General features: G+C 38.8%; 19 protein-coding genes. 11 read left to right on the top strand and 8 right to left on the bottom strand.

What is annotated here, in order from left to right:
- Window positions 1-96 precede the first annotated feature (96 nt).
- The 4 genes from K1T76_RS10755 to K1T76_RS10770 all read left to right on the top strand — a co-directional run bounded on the left by K1T76_RS10755 (window position 97) and on the right by K1T76_RS10770 (window position 5460).
- Window positions 97-714: a hypothetical protein gene (locus K1T76_RS10755; RefSeq protein ID WP_230245348.1), complete on the top strand. Its 618-nt coding sequence runs from the start codon at window positions 97-99 to the stop codon at window positions 712-714.
- A 309-nt stretch (window positions 715-1023) separates the two neighbouring features.
- Complete coding sequence (locus tag K1T76_RS10760) at window positions 1024-2826, top strand: acyl-CoA dehydrogenase C-terminal domain-containing protein (RefSeq protein WP_230245652.1); 1803 nt, start codon at window positions 1024-1026, stop codon at window positions 2824-2826.
- Window positions 2827-3029: 203 nt separating this feature from the next.
- Window positions 3030-4811, top strand: coding sequence for an acyl-CoA dehydrogenase C-terminal domain-containing protein (locus K1T76_RS10765; RefSeq protein WP_230245349.1), 1782 nt, complete (start codon window positions 3030-3032; stop codon window positions 4809-4811).
- A gap of 139 nt (window positions 4812-4950) precedes the next feature.
- Complete coding sequence (locus K1T76_RS10770; protein WP_004975036.1) at window positions 4951-5460, top strand: phosphate-starvation-inducible protein PsiE; 510 nt, start codon at window positions 4951-4953, stop codon at window positions 5458-5460.
- 78 nt (window positions 5461-5538) lie between these two features.
- Here K1T76_RS10770 and K1T76_RS10775 read toward each other — a convergent pair whose 3' ends face one another.
- Entirely contained in the window at window positions 5539-6009 is a 471-nt protein-coding gene (locus tag K1T76_RS10775; protein WP_004975035.1) for an RcnB family protein, read from the bottom strand.
- A gap of 179 nt (window positions 6010-6188) precedes the next feature.
- On the opposite strand from K1T76_RS10775, the gene K1T76_RS10780 reads away from it, so the two are divergent.
- On the top strand, window positions 6189-6641 hold the full coding sequence (locus K1T76_RS10780) for a hypothetical protein (protein WP_004975032.1): 453 nt from the start codon (window positions 6189-6191) through the stop codon (window positions 6639-6641).
- A gap of 68 nt (window positions 6642-6709) precedes the next feature.
- On the opposite strand, the gene K1T76_RS10785 is transcribed toward K1T76_RS10780, so the two are convergent.
- Window positions 6710-8173, bottom strand: a complete 1464-nt coding sequence (locus tag K1T76_RS10785; RefSeq protein WP_230245350.1) for a phospholipase D family protein — start codon at window positions 8171-8173, stop codon at window positions 6710-6712.
- Window positions 8174-8278: 105 nt separating this feature from the next.
- Window positions 8279-10414 (bottom strand): zinc piracy TonB-dependent receptor ZnuD, encoded by a 2136-nt coding sequence (gene znuD / locus K1T76_RS10790; RefSeq protein ID WP_230245351.1) that lies wholly within the window; start codon window positions 10412-10414, stop codon window positions 8279-8281.
- A gap of 148 nt (window positions 10415-10562) precedes the next feature.
- Here znuD and K1T76_RS10795 point away from each other — a divergent pair, with 148 nt between their 5' ends.
- From K1T76_RS10795 to K1T76_RS10810, 4 genes are all read left to right on the top strand, one after another.
- The gene (locus tag K1T76_RS10795) at window positions 10563-11327 is read left to right on the top strand and encodes a DUF4184 family protein (protein ID WP_230245352.1); all 765 of its coding nucleotides are present in this window, start codon (window positions 10563-10565) and stop codon (window positions 11325-11327) included.
- 195 nt (window positions 11328-11522) lie between these two features.
- A complete protein-coding gene (gene aspS / locus K1T76_RS10800) occupies window positions 11523-13307 on the top strand; it encodes an aspartate--tRNA ligase (protein ID WP_230245353.1) in 1785 nt (594 codons plus the stop codon).
- Between the two features lie 114 nt (window positions 13308-13421).
- Window positions 13422-13640: a hypothetical protein gene (locus K1T76_RS10805; protein ID WP_034686420.1), complete on the top strand. Its 219-nt coding sequence runs from the start codon at window positions 13422-13424 to the stop codon at window positions 13638-13640.
- Between the two features lie 39 nt (window positions 13641-13679).
- Window positions 13680-14570: a capsular polysaccharide synthesis protein gene (locus tag K1T76_RS10810; protein ID WP_230245354.1), complete on the top strand. Its 891-nt coding sequence runs from the start codon at window positions 13680-13682 to the stop codon at window positions 14568-14570.
- 107 nt (window positions 14571-14677) lie between these two features.
- On the opposite strand, the gene K1T76_RS10815 is transcribed toward K1T76_RS10810, so the two are convergent.
- The 3 genes from K1T76_RS10815 to K1T76_RS10825 are packed head-to-tail and all read right to left on the bottom strand — an operon-like array spanning window position 14678 to window position 17698.
- The gene (locus K1T76_RS10815) at window positions 14678-15403 is read right to left on the bottom strand and encodes a DUF4422 domain-containing protein (RefSeq protein WP_230245355.1); all 726 of its coding nucleotides are present in this window, start codon (window positions 15401-15403) and stop codon (window positions 14678-14680) included.
- A complete protein-coding gene (glf, locus tag K1T76_RS10820; protein WP_230245356.1) occupies window positions 15403-16554 on the bottom strand; it encodes a UDP-galactopyranose mutase in 1152 nt (383 codons plus the stop codon). Before glf ends, K1T76_RS10815 begins: the two co-directional genes overlap by 1 nt.
- Window positions 16555-16612: 58 nt before the next feature.
- A complete protein-coding gene (locus tag K1T76_RS10825; protein ID WP_230245357.1) occupies window positions 16613-17698 on the bottom strand; it encodes a glycosyltransferase family 4 protein in 1086 nt (361 codons plus the stop codon).
- A 176-nt stretch (window positions 17699-17874) separates the two neighbouring features.
- On the opposite strand from K1T76_RS10825, the gene K1T76_RS10830 reads away from it, so the two are divergent.
- Window positions 17875-18843, top strand: coding sequence for an ELM1/GtrOC1 family putative glycosyltransferase (locus tag K1T76_RS10830; protein WP_034685952.1), 969 nt, complete (start codon window positions 17875-17877; stop codon window positions 18841-18843).
- 1 nt (window position 18844) lies between these two features.
- Complete coding sequence (locus K1T76_RS10835) at window positions 18845-19783, top strand: glycosyltransferase family 2 protein (protein WP_230245358.1); 939 nt, start codon at window positions 18845-18847, stop codon at window positions 19781-19783.
- Here K1T76_RS10835 and K1T76_RS10840 read toward each other — a convergent pair.
- Both K1T76_RS10840 and K1T76_RS10845 read right to left on the bottom strand, forming a co-directional pair.
- Window positions 19780-20586 carry a polysaccharide deacetylase family protein gene (locus tag K1T76_RS10840; protein ID WP_230245359.1) on the bottom strand — a complete coding sequence of 269 codons (807 nt, stop codon included), beginning with the start codon at window positions 20584-20586 and terminating at the stop codon, window positions 19780-19782. The two genes, K1T76_RS10835 and K1T76_RS10840, sit on opposite strands and share 4 nt — an antisense overlap.
- Before the next feature lie 13 nt (window positions 20587-20599).
- Window positions 20600-21490: a mitochondrial fission ELM1 family protein gene (locus K1T76_RS10845; RefSeq protein ID WP_230245360.1), complete on the bottom strand. Its 891-nt coding sequence runs from the start codon at window positions 21488-21490 to the stop codon at window positions 20600-20602.
- Window positions 21491-21667 lie beyond the last annotated feature (177 nt).

A 21667-nucleotide genomic window follows, 5' to 3' on the forward strand; every position in this document is an offset into this window, starting at 1 on the left:
CAACAGTGCTAGAAAAAACTCTCCATTGTTTCTACATCTTTATTATTTAATCTTTAATCATCCAAAATCACATGCTCTTGTATGGGGGAATTTAGAATGAATAAGATGACAAAAATTGCTTTAGCCACTGCCAGCATTTTATCTGCAGGTGCGTTGACTGCCTGTCAATCCACCCAAGCACCAAAAGATATGAAGCAGTCGCAATATTTGCATGGTCATTATCAAAAAGACCGTCACATGACGCCTGAACAACGCAAACAATTTGAAAAAATGCGTACTGAACGTAAACAAGTCATGCAAGACATTAAAAAAGCCTGCGATGGCAAAGCGGTGGGTTCAGCAGTTCAAATTAAAGCAGGTGAACAAACACTAGAAGGCACATGTGCGATTTCATTTAAACCGAACCGCGATAAAATGAAACGAGGTGAACATCACCCAATGCGTGGCGATCAGGCCGATCGTGGTGAATTCCGTGGCATGCATATGCATCGTGGCGAACCACTAACCGATGCCAAACGTGCTGAGTTAACCCAGCAATACGATCAACGTTTAGCTGAACGTCAAGCGCGTCAACAAGCTGCGACCAAAGCCTGCCAAGGTCAAACCGATGGTAAAGCCGTGCAGCTAAAAGTCGGCATACAAACAATAGATGGCAAATGTATCGTTCACTTCCAACCTAATGCACCTGTTTCAGCACCGGATAAGGCTGCTTAAACCACTCTAAAAAGCATAAATAGATAAAAAAGGCGCAAATTGCGCCTTTTTTATTGGACATATCTCTTTACGGTTTTGACTATTTGTATCATTTCAAATTCAGCAAAACTATTTACACTCAAACAACTTAGCCATTTCAAGGTAAAAATCTTTGACTTTACAGTCACCAAGAAATGCTATGCAGATGCTTGTACCGAATTAGAAGATGTTGCACGATTACAACCATTGCAACACGGCATGTCTAATAAGGCATGCGCTGAAATCCATTTAAAATATAACGCTGGTCAAACCAGTATTGAGGAAACCGATATGCCACAATACAAAGCGCCTTTACGTGATATGCAATTTGTTTTGCATGAATTATTAAATGCCGAAGATCACTATTCAAAATTACCTGCATTCCAAGAAAACGTAAGCCGTGAATTGGTTGACCAATATTTGGAAGCTGCAGCAGATTTCTGTGAAAACGAATTATCTCCGTTAAACCAAGTGGGTGACCGTGAAGGATGTACTTGGAATGATGGTGTGGTGACAACACCAACGGGCTTTAAAGAAGCGTATCAAAAATATATCGAACTCGGTTTCCCATCGCTGTCTGCTGAAGAGCAATATGGCGGTCAAGGTCTGCCTGTTTCTCTAGGTAACGTGATTTCAGAAATGGTAGGTACAGCAAACTGGGCATGGGGCATGTACCCAGGTCTTTCTCATGGTGCTGTACGTACTTTAGAACACCACGGTTCAGATGAACAAAAAGCAACCTATCTGCCAAAGCTTGTTTCAGGTGAGTGGACGGGTACCATGTGTTTAACCGAATCTCATGCAGGTTCTGACTTGGGTATTATCCGTACCAAAGCTGAACCACAAGCAGACGGCAGCTATGCAATCTCTGGCGAGAAAATCTTTATCTCTGCTGGTGAACATGACATGGCAGAGAATATCGTGCACATCGTATTGGCACGTTTACCTGGCGCACCTAAAGGTACTAAGGGTATTTCTTTATTTATCGTACCAAAGTTCAATGTAAATGCAGATGGCTCTTTAGGCGAGCGTAATGGTGTACGTTGTGGTTCAATCGAACACAAAATGGGTATTCATGGCAATGCAACTTGCGTCATCAACTTTGATAATGCGAAAGGTTTCTTGATTGGCCCTGAAAACCGTGGTCTAAACTGCATGTTCACGTTCATGAACACTGCACGTATCGGTACAGCGGTACAAGGTCTTGCAGCATCTGAAGGTTCTTTCCAAGGTGCGTTGACTTATGCCAAAGACCGTTTAGCAATGCGCTCACTTTCTGGTCCGAAAGCTCCTGAAAAAGAAGCAGATCCAATTATTGTGCATCCTGCTGTACGCAATATGCTATTGACTCAAAAAGCGTTTGCTGAAGGTGGTCGCGCACTAGTGTATCTGTTGTCTCTACACGCAGATATCGTTGAACAAGGTGCAACTGAAGAAGAACGTAAGTTCTCTGACAACATCTTGTCTTTATTGACGCCTATTGCAAAAGCATTCTTAACTGAAACAGGTTCTGAATCTGCAAAACATGGTGTGCAAGTCTTCGGCGGTCATGGCTTCATTTCTGAGCATGGCATGGAACAAATTGTGCGTGATACACGTATTTCATGCTTGTACGAAGGTACAACTGAAATTCAAGCAATCGATTTGTTAGGTCGTAAAGTTTTGGGTACACAAGGTGCAATGTTGAAAGACTTCACCAAAATCATCCATAAATTTGCAGAAGCCAACAAAGACAACGCAGCAATGCAAGAATTTGTTGAACCGCTCGCAGCGCTCAATAAAGAATGGGGCGATTTGACCATGCAAATTGGTATGCGTGCAATGCAAAACCCTGAGGAAGTAGGTGCTGCAGCAGTAGACTACATGTACTTCTCTGGTTATGTAACACTAGCTTACCTATGGGCACGTATGGCATTGGTCGCTCAAGAAGCACTTGCAGCAGGCACAACCGATGTAGACTTCTACAATGCTAAAGTGACGACTGCACGTTTCTACTTCAAGAAAATCTTGCCACGTGTTCGCTCACACGTAGACGTGATTGCAACAGGTGTAGAGCCACTATTTGCATTAGATGCTGAACACTTTGCTTTCTAAGCTAAATATTGAGAATATTTAACTAGATATTCAAAATGTTGTACTCTTGAGTACAGAAATTGAGAAAGGACGGTCATAGCATTGGCAGTCCTTTTTCTTTATAAATAAAGCATTCTTTCGCTTTAGTCGCCTACAACATTCACAATTGTAGATTACACTGAACTAAACGAATCAAGATTCAAACAATAAACAGGTGAACTCACATGCCAATTTATAATGCCCCACTTGCCGATATGAAATTCATCTTAAATGATGTATTCAATGCAGAACAATTCTGGCAAAACAACGAAAACCTCGCTCATCTTGATGCTGCAACGGCTGAAGCAATTTTGGAAGAAATGGCAAAATTTGCCCAAAACGTGACGCTGCCGATTAACCGTAGCGGTGATGAAGAAGGCGCGATCTATAACAATGGCGAAGTCACTACCCCTGCTGGTTTTAAAGAAGCATTTAAACAATATGCCGAAGGCGGCTGGATTGGTTTAGGCGCAGATGAAGAATGGGGCGGTCAAGGCATGCCAAAAATGCTGACAGTATTGTCAGATGAAATGCTCTTTGCCACCAACCCATCATTCTTATTGTATCCACTACTGTCTGTCGGTGCAGGTATGGCGTTAAGCAGTTATGCATCACAAGAACAGAAAGAAACGTATTTACCTAAAATCTACTCTGGCGAATGGTCAGGTACCATGTGCTTAACTGAACCGCATGCAGGTACAGATTTAGGGATTATTAAAACTAAAGCTGAACGCAACGAAGATGGTACTTATAACATTACAGGTACTAAGATCTTCATTACAGGTGGTGATCACGACCTTGCAGAAAATATCATTCACTTAGTTTTAGCGAAAACACCGGATGCTCCTGCAGGTTCACGCGGTATTTCTTTATTCATCGTGCCAAAATTCTTGGTGAATGAAGATGGTTCATTGGGTGAACGCAACCCTGTAGCCCCAGGCTCAATCGAACACAAAATGGGCATTAAAGCCTCTGCGACTTGTGTGATGAACTTTGACGGTGCGAAAGGTTATCTCGTTGGTAAAGAAAACGAAGGTCTTGCAGCAATGTTCGTAATGATGAACTATGAACGTTTATCAATGGGGATTCAAGGTTTAGGCGCATCAGAATTTGCCTATCAAAATGCTGCACAATATGCGACTGACCGTATCCAAGGTCGTAGTGCATCGGGTGTAAAATCACCAAACAAAGCTGCAGACAGCATTTTGGTACATGGCGATGTACGTCGTATGTTACTTAATGCGCGTGCCAATAATGAAGCTTCGCGTGCATTTGCGGTATATGTGGGTCAACAATTGGATATCACTAAATTCTCTACCGATGCAGAAGCTGTGAAAAAAGCCAATGAGCGTGTTGCATTGTTAACTCCAATTGCCAAAGCCTACTTAACCGATACTGCATTTAACGCTGTAATTGATTCACAAATGGTCTTCGGTGGTCATGGTTATATCCGTGAATGGGGTATGGAGCAATGTGTTCGTGATTTACGTATCGCCCAAATTTATGAAGGCACCAACGGCGTACAATCGCAAGACTTAATTGGTCGTAAAACTATTAAATGTAATGGCGAATTTATTGCAGAATACATTGCAGAAATCCGTGATTTCGCCAATGGTTTAGATGCAGACCTCAACTTCATTAAAGATGCAACTTTAGATGCAGCGACTGAAGTTGAATCTGTGACCCAATACATTTTAAATGCAGCTAAAGAAAATGTAGATTTCCCGAACGCAGCAGCGGTTGATTATTTACATGCGGTAGGTTTGCTCAGCTTCTCATATATGTTTGCGCGCATTGCCAATGCAGCTAAACAAAAAGAGGGTGAGTTCTATCAAAACAAATTGTCATTAGCACTGTACTTTGTACAACGTATTTTGCCAGAACTAGCTTTACGCATTACCAAAGTGAAAGCGGGTGCAGAAGTGGTAATGAACTTCAGTGAAGATTACTTCACCAACCAGTCTTAATTCATACAGTATCTGCAAAAACGCCTGAATCATCAGGCGTTTTTTTATACTAAATTTTATATCCCTATTCTAAATTGTGCATGAAATTTGCATCACCTTTGGTGAAGTCTGAATATCCATACTTAAACAGAAGGTGAAAATGGCAGTACGTCGTTCAAAAATAGATAAAAATATTCAAGCAGTTGAAAGCCTATTAGACAAATATGGCAATTGGGCAGTAGAAAGTTTTCATTATCTTGCGCTCTTTATCATTGGCTGTATGGTCATTTGGTCTGCTGGACATACGGTAATTGATATTTTCACCATCAAACAATATGCCACTATTGATGACATCTTATTGCTTTTTATCTATTTAGAACTGGGGGCAATGGTGGGTATTTATTTTAAAACCAATCACATGCCTGTACGTTTTTTAATTTATATTGCCATTACCGCACTAACCCGTTTGTTAATTTCAGATATTCAACACGACCATAAAGCTGATCTCGATTTAGTGATTATTACTGGTTCAATTTTAATTTTAGCCGCTGCAATTTTAGTGGTGCGTTTTGCATCTTGGCATTACCCTTCCGTTATTCGAGACAAGCACAGTGAAAAGCCTTTAGCACAAGGCAAAACCCCTCGCCCAGAAGATGATGAATTGGCGTAAAAATCTAAAATAGGTCAAAAAAATGCTTCTAGATACTCAATATCTAGAAGCATTGATGTCTATGATTTCACTTTTTTCTCAACGATTTGCCACCAACACATAACGCCCATGTTCAAAAATCCAGTACATACCTCGTGGCGGAGCGGGTAAACCCAAGTGCTGCCAGTCGGTCACCACACGATAGGTCGAACTTTCTATATGTGCGCTACTTGGCTCACCATTTACCCAACTGTAACTTTGGTGGTTATATTGCACAGTACTTGGCGCATTGTATTGAATATTGATGCCACTACGAATCGTGGGCTGCCCCCACTGCGGCACAGGTCGTTGATGGTATGGATAATGTGGTGGATAGGAATAGGGTTGCTGTGAATGATAAGGTCGATGCTGCGGATAAGCAGGACGATGTTGTGGCGAATAAGGACGATGCTGATCACGCTGTGTATTGACGCCTGTATATCCTGCCCAACGATTGGTTTCGGCCAAGCTCTGCATCGACACACCTAAAAATAGCATGCCACTCAATGCAGTTAAAATCGCGACTTTTATATCTAGCACTCCTATTTTCATATTTTTATTCTAAGCTCCAATTAAGGATAAACAATGAATAAAAAATCAGCAATTTTAAACTTTCATCTCCGCAGATTTCACCGACACGGCTCGCCATTTATGAAATATCTCCAGCCCCTATGCTAAGATACATTTTTTTTGAAATTGGATGAAACCTCGTGCCTGAATTAAATTTTGACCGCCTTCATCAGTTTTTCTGCAAAGTTCCAAGTGTACAGCAAGCCCGTGTAGACGCTTATGGTTCAGACGGTCAGCATGCATGGTGGTTCAAATTTCAAATTGATGTAGAACATCCGTTAGCATGGCAAACTGTGCAGGAGTTGGGGCATGTGCTGAATTATATTTCCAGAGATGAACGCTTGCCGACTCAATTCTTACCTGTTTCACCGCCACCGTATATGAATGGTGAAGCCAAAGATTTTTTATCGTGGGTAATTCAATGTAACCATCCAGAATTTAGCCCAGATGTGGTTTGTGATTGGTTAGAAGCGCGTTTACCCAATCCTGTGGATGATGAAGCACAATGGAAAATCAAAACCGATATTGCCGAGTTAGATCAAATGAGTGATAAAGATTTGGATGAAATGGTGCCGCCAAATCCTGTAAAGTAATATTCGGCTCAAAAAAATCCCTCTTACAACAAGAGGGATTTTTGAGTTCAAGGCATAGAATTTAAAAATCAAAAGGTCGATAAACCACTCCATTCCATAAAGCGATACAGCGCATATTTCCACTTCGACTCATCGGCATACACCGCATAATCCACACTCATATTTTTACCTTCAAGGTTTGACCATGCGGTATTAAAATAATGCTGAGCATCCTGAAATACAGGGTCTTGCACCTGTCCGACCACACGCAAGTTGCTTTCTAAATTATAGTTTTTTAAATTACGTGCGGTGAAATTGGCAGAACCTAAAATCAATTCGGCCTGTGTGGTATTCGATCTCATCAGCATTTTATTGTGGCATTGCTCGCCTTGAGTATTACACCAGCGTACCTTCACCCCTGCAGCATGTAATTCTGCCGCCACCTGTCGATTTGGAATGCCATTTTTTTCACGTCCAAAAGCATCTTTATTCGGGTCCAGTAATACTCGCACTTGTACGCCACGTTGTTGTGCAGCAATCAGTGCCTTGATGATTTGTCGCTCCGATAAATAGAACATCGCCAAATCCAGATGCTCTTGCGCTTTGGTCTGGCGAATCAGTGTCAAACTGCCCTCTAAAATGGCTTGTTCAGTGAGGACTTGCACTTGAGGATAAGACGAATCTGCCTCAAACTCCCCCACAATCACCCCAGACAGATTGCCCTGCGACATCCGCGCGACGGCTTGTTCTGTTTTCAATACATCTACTGCAGTATTGCCCGTCACCAATAACGCGCTGTTGGAATGACGTGAACTGCCATCATGTGGATTAAACGACGTGACCAATGCTTTCCAACCTTCGGCGGTATCGACCACCATGGTTTTACGATGGTTGGCTTTAAAATTAAGCAAGCTAAAATAACTACGTAAGGTAATTTTATCTTTGCCGAACGGACTGGGTAGCCAACCCTTTTCGGCATTATTTGGAATGCCCTGACAGCAGAGATACCAAAACCCCGACCACAGCGGATTCGATGCGCGCAGCGGGGTCAAATCTGTTTCAATCACGTCAATACCCGCCTGACGCAATTGACGATAATGCTCAGGTGCGATGCCACCATATACCGAATTAATGGGATCAGTAATGACTTTGATTTCAATATTCGGCTGCATCCGACGTTTATGAATTAAAGCATCGGTGAGTTGCTGCGTTAGCGGTTGATGCTGCTGTTTAGACGTTCCCACTTCAGAGTTAAATAAGAACATATCCAATACAATCGTGCTTTGTGCTGCATCAATCAGCCCTAAAATTTCATTAAAAATTTGATGCTGTTGTTGCTGAACACCTTGCGCATCAATATAGGTCTGATCGGCAATAAATTTGACAGGTGCATGGCGTAATTTTCCGGTGTAATTCAGACCATCTGGTAACGGTTTAAGACTGTGGTAAATAGCCGAGGACAAATAACCTAAAGCCAGAAAACTTATAATAAGTCCCACATACGCCCGAGGCGACCAATTCAATTTTTGATGAATTCGCTGAAAGATACGCATAACAAAAAACCTAGTCCGATGCGCTCAGACTAGGTTTAATTGTTTGGATTTTCAAGAGGATTTCTGTGTTTTCACGCAGACATCCTGCTCAAAGCAAATTGAATTTTAGAAGCCAAATTCCACACCAACTGTAAAGTTACGACCCACTTGTGGAATATTCGACAAGAATGAGGCATGTGAATACACTTCATCATCGAGCAAGTTGTTGGCTTTAAAATACACACGATAATCTTGTTTGTTGGCAGAATTGCCTGCATAAGCCACACCAACATTGACCATATTATAGCCTGCTGTTTCTTGCTCTAAATAAGCAACCTTGTCTTGTTTAAAGACACGATAATATTCCGCCATACCCGACCAACCATCGGCAAAATTGGCATCCACTTTAGTCCCCAAACGCCCTGCAGGTACACGTGGTGCATTTTGATTGTCAATTTCACCACGCACATAATCACCAAACACACTGAGTTTATAATCAGGGCTAATCTGATACCCTAACTTAGCTTCTGTACCGTAGAATTTGGCTTTGTCTTGTTGATAATCAATTAAACGGAAAGTTTCCTTATGGTCAGTAGTTGCACCATAAATATAGTTATCAAACCAGTTATGATAGACATGCAACGAATAATCCAGTTTGTCAGCTTCATAGTGCAAACCAAGTTCTAAATTATTCGACTTTTCCACATCTAAATTTGCATTGCCACGCTCATAAGTGTTTGTTGCAAAGTGGATGCCATTTGCATAAAGCTCTTGTGCCAACGGTAAACGCTGCTGATGTGAACCTGTAAGGGATAGTTTATAGTTCGGTGCAAACTGCCAGTTGGCTGCGGCAGAAGCAGATACACCTGTATCTGAATAATCTTTTTTCTGAGCATCGACATCAATTTTTTGATGTTCAACCCGTGCACCGAGTTCAACATGCACATCGCCAAATTGTTTATGCTCTAAACCGAATAAACTATATTTTTGAGTTTTGGTATCAGGCATAGGTACGGTTTCGTGAGAATGATCGCCGTGTTGTTCTACTTGTCCAGTTAAATCAATTTTTTGCTGACTATACTGTGTACCAAACACCCCTTCCCAACCCGCAATAGGTTGATGAACCAACTCTAATCGAGCATCGTAGCCTTTACTTCTAAAGTTACTGATAACTTTATTTTCTTCTAATTCATCATGTTCATAATCGGTAAAGCTGGCGTGCGCACGAAGTTTATCAAAACCTGCAAAGGGTTGATCAAACTCAGTACGTAAATCATAACGGTGTGATTCCAAATCAATCCACGGGCCACCATGTGCATGTTCGTGTTCGTCATGTGGATCTGGTTGTGGTGCAGGGTCATGACTTCCGCAATGCAATTTATTTCCATGGGGATGGCAATCATGATATTCATGGCTATGCCCTGGCAATCCATATTTGTCTTGACGGTTACTGTAAGACACACCTACAAAACCACGATCATGAATCCATGATCCACCAATATTCACGGTTTGCCCTTCAGCAAAGGTATTGTCTACACGGCGTGCTTTATCTAAATGTGTGCCTTCATCATCATGATCATGATCTTCATGCCCTGCTTCATCATCATGGTGTTCTACCCAATAATTTGGCGTGATGTAATCATTGGCTTTACGTTTTGAACCTTCAATACGCAGCGCAAATTGATCACTGAGTGCTGCAGTTACCCCCGCACTCGCCAACTTTTCATCGCTACCCGTGTTGTAACGTAAACCTACCTGTCCTTCTAAACCATTATTTGGCATTTGAGTTGGAATCTTTTGATCAGTCACATTAACTAAGCCACCAACCGTTCCTGCACCATAAAGTAATGTTGATGGGCCACGAATAATTTCAACTTGTTTGGCTAAAATCGGATCTACAGTGATAGCATGGTCTGGTGAAAGCATAGACACATCGGCAGTTTCTGAAGCATGTTGCAGCACTTTAACCCGTGGGCCATCTTGTCCACGAATGACAGGGCGGCTAGAACCTGAGCCATATTGATTGGAATATACACCTAGCTCATCTGCCATCGCATCACCAATGGTGGTACTGCGCTCTGCCAACGTTTTTTGATCAATCACATGATCTGCCACTGCAAAGTCTGCAGCAGTTTGCACCAAAGGATGTGCTTGTAACTGAATGGTTGCCAGTTGTGTGCTACTGCTTTCAGTATTGGCGAATGCTGCAGGTGTCAGCACTGAAAAAATGGAAAGTGTTATTAAATTTTTATGGAACGACATGACCCATGCTCAAATTAGTAAAAATAATTAATGTTATAATATAACATTTCATTAACATTGCAATAAAAAACATTGTTATTCTGTATTCTCAATTAAGCTATTCAGCACAATTTATTTTGATTTTTTATATTCTTTACTTTGAATTGGTATGCCCTTTACGCTCTCACATGCGGTACTTGCCCCACCACTCGCCAAGCTTTCAGGACAACGTCTGCCCATCGCTGCTCTCGCAATAGGTACGATGTTGCCAGATTTACACCGCCTGTTTACTTTGCGTCATGATCCCACTCCTCATTTATGGTCAGCATTGCTGTATCCAAATTTATTATTGGGGCTTGTCTTTTGTGCGCTGTGGTATTTGCTCTATCGCCCTGCATTGTATCGCTTTGTGGGAATCCATCACCCTTTAAATCTAAACACAATAAAATCTGCACTTGGGTTTGTAGGTGGCTTGATTCTCGCCTTATTGATTGGCAATGCTACCCATTTAATTTGGGATGGTTTAACCCATCACGACTTTCGTAGTTTTGCCTTTCAAGATTTTTTAGCACAATCGGTACAATTAGGAACAGGTATTTATCCAATGCATCGCGTACTGCAAATTGGCAGTTCTATTTTGGTGCTGCCTTTTTTGTTATGGATGAGCCTGGATTATTATCGCAAGCATCGGCAGCTCAGCTCTGTAAGCACTAAAATTCACGTTTATGCCATTGGTCTAATTATCTTGTCGATTGTATTTGGTGGTTTTTCACTTTGGGATTATGCACGGCATATCCCCGATGCGACTTGGCAAGCCGAACTATATTATTTTACGGGACGCGCCATCAATGAATTTAGTCAAGGCGCGTTACTCATGTTGAGTTTGGGCTGCATGCTATTTCTGATTTTAGATTTTCAAAGGCGGATGGAATAAAAGCTCTATCGCTCTACTTTCTCTTTCACCTGCCTACATTCTTCAGTTTCAATCAAATTCCGGCTAAAAACCCGCTGTTTTTGCGGCAAGTTCTTGTCGCCACATGCCCAAAGAGGCATAATCCTACCTTTGCTAAAGGCGGTGCGCTGTTTACGTATTCGCTTCCTTAACCCATATAGTTGGATTTTTAACGCTATGATGCGAACTCATTATTGCGGTTCTTTAACCGAAGCTCAAATTGATCAAACCGTGACCCTGTGTGGCTGGGTACACCGTCGTCGTGACCACGGTGGCGTAATTTTCCTAGACATGCGTGACCGTGATGGTCTTGTGCAAGTCGTGATTGACCCAGACACTCCAGAAGCATTTGCAACTGCAGACAAAGCACGTTCAGAATTTGTATTAAAAATTACAGGTCGTGTACGTCGTCGCTATGCAGGCACAGAAAATGCCAATATGGTCAGTGGACAAATTGAAGTTTTAGGCAAGGAAATTGAAGTTCTTGCAGCATCTGAAACGCCTCCGTTCCCATTAAACGACGAAAATACCAACATTTCAGAAGAAATTCGTTTGAAATACCGTTTCTTGGACATCCGTCGTCCAGAAATGTTAGATCGCTTACGTTTCCGTTCTAAAGTCACCAACCTGATTCGTAACTATTTAGACGATCATGGTTTCTTGGATGTTGAAACCCCAATTTTGACACGTGCAACGCCTGAAGGTGCACGTGACTATTTAGTGCCGAGCCGTGTATCTAACGGTAGCTTCTACGCTCTACCACAATCTCCACAATTATTTAAACAATTGTTGATGGTGGGCGGTATTGACCGTTATTACCAAATCGCTAAATGTTTCCGTGACGAAGATTTACGTGCAGACCGTCAGCCAGAGTTTACTCAAATCGACATTGAAACATCGTTCATGAGTGACGATGACATTATGGATTTGATGGAAGGCATGACCGTGAAGATGTTCGATGAGCTTCTAGGCGTGAAATTCGAAAAATTCCAACGTATGCCATATTCGGAAGCAATGCGAGATTATGCGTCTGATAAGCCAGACTTGCGTATTCCACTGAAATTGGTAGATGTTGCAGACTTAATGCAAGACGTTGAGTTCAAAGTATTTGCAGGCCCTGCGAAAGACCCTAAAGGTCGTATTGTTGCGCTTCGCGTACCTGGCGCGGGTTCATTACCACGTAGCGCGATTGATGAGTACACCAAATATGTTGGCATCTACGGTGCAAAAGGTTTGGCTTACATCAAAGTCAATGAACTTGAAAAAGGTATTGAAGGCTTACAATCTCCAATCGTGAAATTTATTGAGCCAATCGTGCTTGATCTATTAAAACGTGTAGGCGCTGAAAATGGTGACATCGTATTCTTTGGTGCAGATAAAGCCAAAGTGGTAAACGATGCGATGGGTGCACTTCGTGTGAAAATTGGTCACGATTTGAACCTTGCAACTTGCGAATGGGCACCGCTTTGGGTGGTTGATTTCCCAATGTTTGAAGAAACTGATGATGGTAAATGGACCTCTGTGCATCACCCATTCACTTTGCCAAAATCAAGCGTTGAAGATGTAAAGAGCAACCCAGGTGAAGCTTTATCTGTCGCGTACGACATGGTGTTGAACGGTACTGAAATTGGTGGTGGTTCACTACGTATTTATACTTTAGAAATGCAAAAAGCGATTTTTGAAGCTTTAGGTATTGAAGAAGAAGAAGCCGAAGAGAAATTCAGCTTCTTACTGAATGCGTTGAAATATGGTGCGCCTCCGCACGGTGGTTTGGCATTTGGTTTAGACCGTTTGGTGATGTTGATGACAGGCGCATCGTCTATTCGTGATGTAATTGCCTTCCCGAAAACTAAGACAGCTGAATGTCCATTGACTCAAGCACCAGCACCAGTTGAAGCGACTCAATTGCGTGATTTGGGTATTCGTTTACGTGAAAAACCAAAAGCAGAATCTCAAGAATAAGTTTTGAGAATGTGAGAAGAACCCTGCAAATTTGCAGGGTTTTTTATGAATTGAGATAAAGCTAAGCTAGTGGCATAATAGCGCTTCGTTTTGAATTTTGAGTTGAGCGTTACTATGGCTATGCGTCCTGCAGTTCGTAATCGTGGCATTATGCTAATTGTATTTGCTGTCGCTCAATGGTTATTCATGCGTTATATTCTGGCCAATAACCTGTTTGCCTTAGACACCAATGACCGTATTTTGTACTTTAGCTTAAGTTCTATTGGCGGTGCATTTGTGATTTTTGTGGGACTAATTTATATGGTGTTGGCGGGGAATGCGGATAAACAATAATTTAAATTAGCCTACTCATTCAAAATATTGGTGTTCCCCTTGAACTTGACTTATTTAAGACTAATTAAAAAAGCCCCCAAATTATTTAAGAAACTTGGGTTAAATTCTTTAGAAAAATCAGCTCAAAAATACTATCAAAAGTCGTTACTTCAATATTTATATGAACAGAATGGATACCTATTTGTAGACGCTATAAATCAGTCTACAAACTCATCTTCCGATATAATCTGGGTATGTTGGCTACAAGGTATAGAGAATGCCCCTCCACTTGTCAAAACATGCATCACATCTCTACAGAAAAATCATAGTAATGTAATTATTATAGATCTTAAAAATTATGATAAGTTCATTGATATGCCAGATTTTCTAGTACAAAAATTTGAAAAAAAGATTATTCAACCCGCTCACTTTTCAGATGTACTTCGATTTGCATTGTTATCTCAATATGGAGGTATGTGGATTGATGCAACATATTTATGCATAAATGGAATACCATCAAAAATTTTGAAAAAAAATTTTTTCACGCTTTCTAGTACAGAAAATTTTTTTAAAAAATGGCTTCCTGAGGGGAAATGGTCATGCAACTTTATAAAATTTGGTACCAATGACTCAACCCCTAAATTTATATATGATGCATTAATAAATTATTGGTCAAAAAACAACAAAGTAATTGATTACTTTTTATTAGATTATATTATTAAACTAGCATATCAATATATACCTTCATTTAAATTACAACTTGAACAAAATGAAAATCTAGCGGATAACATCTTCTTACTTGCAGAAATACTTTTCGAACCTATCACGCCTACAAATAATTATCGATTAGAACAAGACAGTATAAAAATTTATAAGCTTTCTCATAGAGTTGATACCCTATCACAGAGTATCAACAGCACATATTACGAGAAATATATATTAAACAAATAATAGACCTCTTGCGAAAGTATAGTTTTATCTAATTTTTGAATTGGCTAAAGCCTCATAAAATATAGCTTTTGGCTACTTAAAATGTGACTAACGCAAGAAGTCTAATATTATTTCATTACGACATCAATTTCACTTACTTTTATTTCATTATTATGATGCAATAAAAACACATTAAATAATCGCTCAGACAAAAAACCAAATATTCTTTTTTGATATGAATTATAAGAAGAAATATCTAATTCTTTTTCAAGCTCAAATAAAATTTTAAACATCCAATTACAGTATTTGTCTAACCAAATTTTATGCATGACAAACATATTGAATAAAGATATTCCTTTAATCGAATTACTCAAACAATCAAATGCCTTAATATATTCAGGACTATTCTTCTCAATTATTTGACGTAATAAAATAAAGTCAGCCAGATAGTGATCTTTTTCATAATGTTCTTTAACGCTAATAGCTTTTTTTGAAAATCTTAATCCAAAAACTTTTTTAACTTTAAAGAACTGATTTCTCTTTGCGACCCAAATATGATTTTCAGCTAATTGGCTAATATCATTTGTTGTTAGTAGCTCACCTTGTTGATTCACAAAATAACGTCGATAGTGTACTAATCCTAATATTTTTGCCTCAGAATTTTTCCACATCCAATACAAAGCTGTTAATTCACAAAATGAAGAGTTAAGGTGAGATATATGATCTCCAGTATTATCACCGATAATACCTAGATCTAATAATGAGTTTTCCTTTCCAACATGAATCGGAATATAAGGCTCTATATATGGAAAATCATATGCTTTGTGCGTTGCGATGTAGACCTCATGTTTCATCAGGAAATACCCTCCTGATGGTAAAAACTTTCAATCAGTTTTCCTTGTACGATATCTTTAAGCATTTTTTCTGACAAATCTAAAGCCTCTCTTATTGTTACATCCATATCCATATAACGATAAGTTGCTAATCGTCCTGCAAATGTTACTCCTCGCTCATCCCGAGCAAGCTTTATATATTCATCTAAGATTTTTTTGTCATCAACCAATCTAATAGGATAATAAGGAATATCTTTTTCTGTGCATGCTCGACTATATTCTTTAAAATAAATAGTTCGATGATGTTCTTCCCAAGGTGTAAAGTGCTTGTGCTCTGAAATACGTGTAAATGGAACCTCTTCATTTCCATAATTCATTACTGCAGTACCTTGAAAATCTCCTTCCGCCTCAAACTTAATAAAATCTAGAGTTCTATAACCTAAATGACCTTTTTTGTAATCAAACCACTCATCAAGCTTGCCCGTCCAAATGATATGATCAAATTCATTTTTTAATACAGCATCGAATTTTGTAGTAAGTTTAATAGCAATATTTTCATGTGATAAAATATTTTGCACTAAATAAGTATAACCATCTCGAGGCATACCCTGATATTTATGTGAAAAGTAATTATCATCATAATTAAAACGAACAGGCAAACGCTTTAGAATACTGGCAGGCAAACTACTCGGTTCACATCCCCATTGTTTTTTAGTATAACCTTTAAAAAAAGACTCATATAAATCTTTACCAATAAACTTTAAAGCTTGCTCCTCAAAGTTTTTTGGTTCTTGAATATCATCTGATGCAATTGATTTAATCCAATCCTTTGCCTCTTGAGGGTTCATACTTTTTTTATAAAATTGATTAATCGTATGTAAATTAATTGGTAACGAATATACTTCATTATTATATGTTGTTTTCACACGATTAATGTAAGGAACAAACTCACCAAACTTATTAATATATTTCCATACTAATTCATCACTTGTATGAAAAATATGTGGTCCATAGACATGCTCCATGATCCCTGTATTCTCGTCTCGTAAAGTATGACAATTTCCAGCAATATGAGAACGCTGATCAATCACCGTGATTTGATGTCCCTGTTGGGCCAACTCTCTGGCAATAACAGCACCTGTAAAACCAGCTCCAACTATAAGAAAATTCATTATTTACTCTATCAATCTAAAGGTTTACGCAACTCTATATTTAAAAAACAGTTGAAATTTAAGACTTTGCTCTTAAACTATTAAAATACTCAACCACTTCTGAAATAAACTTATTATGCTCTTTCGCAATTTGTTCAAAGCTATAAATATTTAATGCTTCTTGTTTTGCATTTTGTGCAATTTCTAATGCTTCATCTGGATGATTTATCAGATATTCAATACCATTAGCCAAGTCTTCAGGATCTCCAACTTTACTAACCCAAGCATTTTCACGATGCTTACATACTTGCATAGGTCCAATATGATCACTACTCAATACGATCTTTCCCCAGCCAAATGCATCTAAAATACCGAGTGGTTGAATATCAGTTAATGAGGTAATCGCCATCATATCTGCTTGATGATAAATCTCGACTTTTTGTTGAGCATCTACCCAGCCAGGAAATTTTACTAGATGTTCAATTCCGAAGCTCTTTACCATTTCTTGATATTCTTGTTTATTCTCGCCATCACCAGCAAGAATAGCATTTATAGATATTCCTCTTTTATTAAGTATATGTATAGCTTCAATTACAACATGAACTCCCTTATTTGGAATCATTCGTGTCAGCATGCCAATAGTTGGTGGAGATTTCAAAGGAGATGGAAGTGCTGGCTCATCAGGTAAATGCATAAGATTTGAAATGACACGATGCATTTTATGTTCATCTTGCTCCTTAGTGAGCCTTGATTTAACTAAATCCTGAATATAAGGAGTAATATGAATAAATGCATCTGCACGCACTGTCCGTTTCACATTATGACTATGATTAACTGCAATAACAGGAATTTTCTTTTCCATACCAATCATAGCATTCTTGAAAAGCCATACCGCTTTTCCACTATGAGCGATTACAGCATCCGGTTGTTGCTGTTGGATAAAATTTCGAACCTTCATGGCAGCAATAATGCTATAGAATCCAGTATTTGGAATTACATGAATAGGACGTTGACCACTGCTTAAATGTTTATTTTCCTCACCACGCAATAGAACAACTTCATGTCCTCCTATCTGCTCTAAGGTATCGGCAATATTCAACATAGCTTGCCATCTACCGCCAGTTGCATCACCATATACAGTATTAATAATCTTCAATTTTTTCAAAATATAACCTTAAAACAATTTAAGCAGTGACCCTTTATCTCAATATTCTAATATTTTAAACTTATTTAATCTATTCCCCTTTCTTAAATTACACACTTAGCTCATAACTAGCAGTTCTGACAAATTTAATGAATTTTGCTACCATACCAAATAGATAGATCAAACTTTCAAATATTATGAAAAGCAAACCTAGTCTTGCAGTTCTCCTCATTCATGACCAACGTGCTGGACATTTAAATCCCAGCCTTGGCGTATATGACTGCCTAGAAACAGCTTATGCAACAACTTTAAAAAATGCAGAAACTCCTGATATAAAAAAATGGCAGATCAGCCTGTTAAAAAAACTGACTTGGTATCCTTATTTATTCGATCTTTGCTCACATATTCTTTTTAATGATTTGCCACACAAGCAAAATATTGACTGTATTATTTGTTCAGGCATGCCAAATTTGCTCTATGGCCTTGCGATAAGCCGGAAATTAAAAGTTCCAATATTTTATGCGGGCGATTTGCGCAAGGTAAATGGACAGTTGGTCAACTGTACCATTACAGCACTAGAACAAAAAACGGACTCTGACCAAGTAGTGCTAACTACCCCTCCAGTAAAAAAAGACTTTTTTACCTTACAGTATGATCAGCTTGATCAAACTACGGCTTTATTAGTTTTAGGTGGTCCGACAGATGAGCATCCTTTTTCAACTGAAGATTTTGAAAAAATGATTAAAAAATTTATTGCTTTTTGTGCTCAAAATCAGTTGAAAGGATTAATTACCAATTCTCGCCGCACACCTAATTTAGAAGGCTATTTTCAAAAGACCTCTATTCCCTCAAATATTCAATTACATTTAGTTCAAACTGAAAATGCTTTATCTTTGGTGCAGCTTATTCAACAGTCCAGCTATATTTTTGTTACTGAAGACAGTACCTCCATGCTGGCAGAAACAATTCAAAGTGGCCGTTTAGTTAGCTCAATTTATAGTTCCAAATCTGTTTTGGAGCCTTTGAATTGTAAATATCTACAATACAATCTAATGCAGAGACAAAATTTGGCAGAGAATTTTAAGCGTCCTGATTTAAAAAACACCCAAGACTTAGATTTAATTAGACCGATTGTTCAAGCATTTAAACGTAATTTAGGATATTAAAATGATTTCAGTCATCCTCACTCATTATAATAAAGGTTTATTACTCAATAGAACCATTGAATCACTACAACCGCAAGATAAAAATTTACATGAAATTATTGTGGTAGATGACTGCTCTACAGACCCACAATGGAGCAAAAACAGTAAATATCTAATAGAGACTTATCCAAAAATCAAAATCATTCAAAATACAGATAATAAAGGTCCAGCTGTTCGCTTAAATCAAGGTGCATTTTCTGCAACTGGCGATTATCTATTTTTCATGGATGCTGATGATATTTTAGCACCTAATCGTCTCAATATGTTTTTAGCAGAAATGCAAAAGCAAAATGCCGATTTATGTTATGCAGAAAAGGTGAAAATTCACGATCTAAATGAAATTCAGAGGCATACTCTTGCAACATGGCAATCTAGCACAACACCTTTAAATTATGTACTTGAAAATAATATTATGCAGATGTGCGTTATGTGTACACGTGAATTATTTCAAAAGTCTAAAGGTTGCAATGAAAATATATTTATTCAAGATGAATCATTAGCTTTGAACTTATCCAAATATTCAAAAAAAATAATCTCTAGTGACTTACATAGTGTTTTTGTTATTTTAGATGAGACTGAAACAAAATCTATTCGTGGGGAAAACCGCCTATCCCGCCATCTAGAACAACAACACCATGATATGTTCTTCACAATTGATGATTTTATCCGAGACTATCCAGATATTGCTGAACAAAATAAAAAACTACTGATCAAAAAAGCAATTTCAACCTATTGGAAAAGTATACGCCACACACCCCAGCGAAAATTTTCAGACTTCGTCATTTACTTAACAAGTCATCTTCATCCAATTCAAACATGGAACAAACATCGGATGAAGCTTACAACTTACTTCAATCAATTAGATCATGTAAGGAAAATTAATAGCAGAGAAAGCTATTAAGCCCGCTTCCCCAATTTCATTCGTAATTTAAAAGCAAATAATGAATCTTTTCCGCTGACTTTAATCCTCTGTAACTGCATAAAATCAGGCATTTTTCCATCTATACCTTCTTGTGTTGTTACTGCATTACTATATCCTGCCTGCTCTGCTAAACGCACATCGCGCTCAGAATAAATGCCGAAAGGATAGGCAAAACTATTTACAGATTGTTGTGTTAAATGCCCTAGCTGAATTTTCGAATCAACCAACTCATGTAAACATTCTTCATCATTCAGCTTATCCAAATTGGCATGTGTTAGCGTATGAGAACCTATTTCCACCAAACCAGAATTTGCTAAAAACCAGACTTGCTCATCATTCAGCTTTGGTTCACGCGCCAACTCACCACTGTTATGGTGCGCTTTTTTATAGGTTGACCAATCTCGATCATGTCGGTCTACCACTACATAAATCGTCGCTTTACTTTGATATTTTTCTAAAATGGGAAAAGCATTTTCCAAGTTATCTAAATAGCCATCATCAAAGGTAATCGCAACTGTTTTTTCTGGGTGATTCCCCCAATTATCCTGCAGTTCCTGCATAGTTACAAAGTTAAAACCCTCTGCTTTAAGCCATGCTATTTGCTTTTCAAACTCAATAGGCTTAACCCGTAATTTATTAAACTTGGCACCATGAATATGCTCACGAACCATGTGATACATTAATATACGTGGTCTATTCCAATCTACTGCTGGCTTCCACCATGCGTACTTATAACTGAATGCGAACAACAATATAAATAAAACAATCAGAATATAAATCACGATTCAATCACAGCTACTTGATTAAAAGATATGTTGCCACACGCTCTGCTTCTTTAAAAGCAGTCGTAGAATATAATTGAGCAATTTGTCTGGCATTCGATACAATTTTTTGATCAACTAAATGCTGTACCGAACGCGTAATCCGATCCTCTTTCACTCGATCTATCTGAATAAGCCCTACTTTACAACCTGCGGTGAGTGCCTCGTATATCATAGACACACTATCTTCAGTCACCCATACTGCTTCCGCTTTTTGCATCTCTTCAAAAATCCAACCCTGCGGCGTTTCTTCAACTGGGAAAATTTGCAATTGTGAAGCAAAACTTTGCTGAGCCAATGTCGCTAAAAAATCAGCAGGTGTACGCCTAGAACTCGTCAAAATAATCTCACACTGCATATTCTGCTGCACGATCTGCCCAATCGCAGACAACACCTTATCTGCATTCCAAACATGCCGTTTAGATGAACCACCTAATGCAATCAAAATACGGTTTGCTATGTGTCGCTGCTCATTTTCAATTGGATTCAGCGCACCTTGTGTAACAATCACATTTGCCTGCTCTGGTACACCATCATGTTCAGGAATAGCCACATAATCAAACCAAGACAATGGAAAATTTGGCTTCATTAAAATGACAGTTTTCGCTTGCGGAAAAACCTTGCCCATCAAAAAAACACGTAATTGTGTATGACTGCCTACCCCAACAATATAATCTGGTGGCTGCGATACTGCTGCAAGTTTTTGTTTCTTATATGCGGCCAACAAACTCAACAATGGTAAATGATCAATCGAAATTTCTTCAAAAGTGAGCTCAATATCTGTTTGCTTTTGCATTGCCTTAAAAAGACCTAATGCCTGAGAGCGATGACCAGCCTTGCCATCACTTACATATACAATATGCATATTCACCCACCAGATCTAAAGCACGAATCATATTATTTTACTCGATCAAAGCAGTTAAAGTAAGCAAAGCGATCTATCCCCAATGACTCGACATATAACCTTCACCAAACCGTCATCGAGCTTGAATATATTTTCACCACATTAAAAACATATAAATAATAAGAAATTTGATTGAAT

It is taken from the genome of Acinetobacter sp. PW68 (assembly GCF_020982655.1).
GTDB lineage: Bacteria > Pseudomonadota > Gammaproteobacteria > Pseudomonadales > Moraxellaceae > Acinetobacter > Acinetobacter towneri_A.

What these genes read in the sequence shown, in the direction of transcription:
- K1T76_RS10795 (WP_230245352.1), top strand. Translation starts at nt 10,563, where the DNA reads ATGCCCTTTACGCTCTCACATGCGGTACTTGCCCCACCACTCGCCAAG.
- K1T76_RS10785 (WP_230245350.1), bottom strand. Translation starts at nt 8,173, where the DNA reads ATGCGTATCTTTCAGCGAATTCATCAAAAATTGAATTGGTCGCCTCGG.
- K1T76_RS10765 (WP_230245349.1), top strand. Translation starts at nt 3,030, where the DNA reads ATGCCAATTTATAATGCCCCACTTGCCGATATGAAATTCATCTTAAAT.
- K1T76_RS10830 (WP_034685952.1), top strand. Translation starts at nt 17,875, where the DNA reads ATGAAAAGCAAACCTAGTCTTGCAGTTCTCCTCATTCATGACCAACGT.
- K1T76_RS10845 (WP_230245360.1), bottom strand. Translation starts at nt 21,490, where the DNA reads ATGCATATTGTATATGTAAGTGATGGCAAGGCTGGTCATCGCTCTCAG.
- aspS (WP_230245353.1), top strand. Translation starts at nt 11,523, where the DNA reads ATGATGCGAACTCATTATTGCGGTTCTTTAACCGAAGCTCAAATTGAT.
- K1T76_RS10815 (WP_230245355.1), bottom strand. Translation starts at nt 15,403, where the DNA reads ATGAAACATGAGGTCTACATCGCAACGCACAAAGCATATGATTTTCCA.
- K1T76_RS10770 (WP_004975036.1), top strand. Translation starts at nt 4,951, where the DNA reads ATGGCAGTACGTCGTTCAAAAATAGATAAAAATATTCAAGCAGTTGAA.
- glf (WP_230245356.1), bottom strand. Translation starts at nt 16,554, where the DNA reads ATGAATTTTCTTATAGTTGGAGCTGGTTTTACAGGTGCTGTTATTGCC.
- K1T76_RS10755 (WP_230245348.1), top strand. Translation starts at nt 97, where the DNA reads ATGAATAAGATGACAAAAATTGCTTTAGCCACTGCCAGCATTTTATCT.
- znuD (WP_230245351.1), bottom strand. Translation starts at nt 10,414, where the DNA reads ATGTCGTTCCATAAAAATTTAATAACACTTTCCATTTTTTCAGTGCTG.
- K1T76_RS10760 (WP_230245652.1), top strand. Translation starts at nt 1,024, where the DNA reads ATGCCACAATACAAAGCGCCTTTACGTGATATGCAATTTGTTTTGCAT.
- K1T76_RS10805 (WP_034686420.1), top strand. Translation starts at nt 13,422, where the DNA reads ATGGCTATGCGTCCTGCAGTTCGTAATCGTGGCATTATGCTAATTGTA.
- K1T76_RS10835 (WP_230245358.1), top strand. Translation starts at nt 18,845, where the DNA reads ATGATTTCAGTCATCCTCACTCATTATAATAAAGGTTTATTACTCAAT.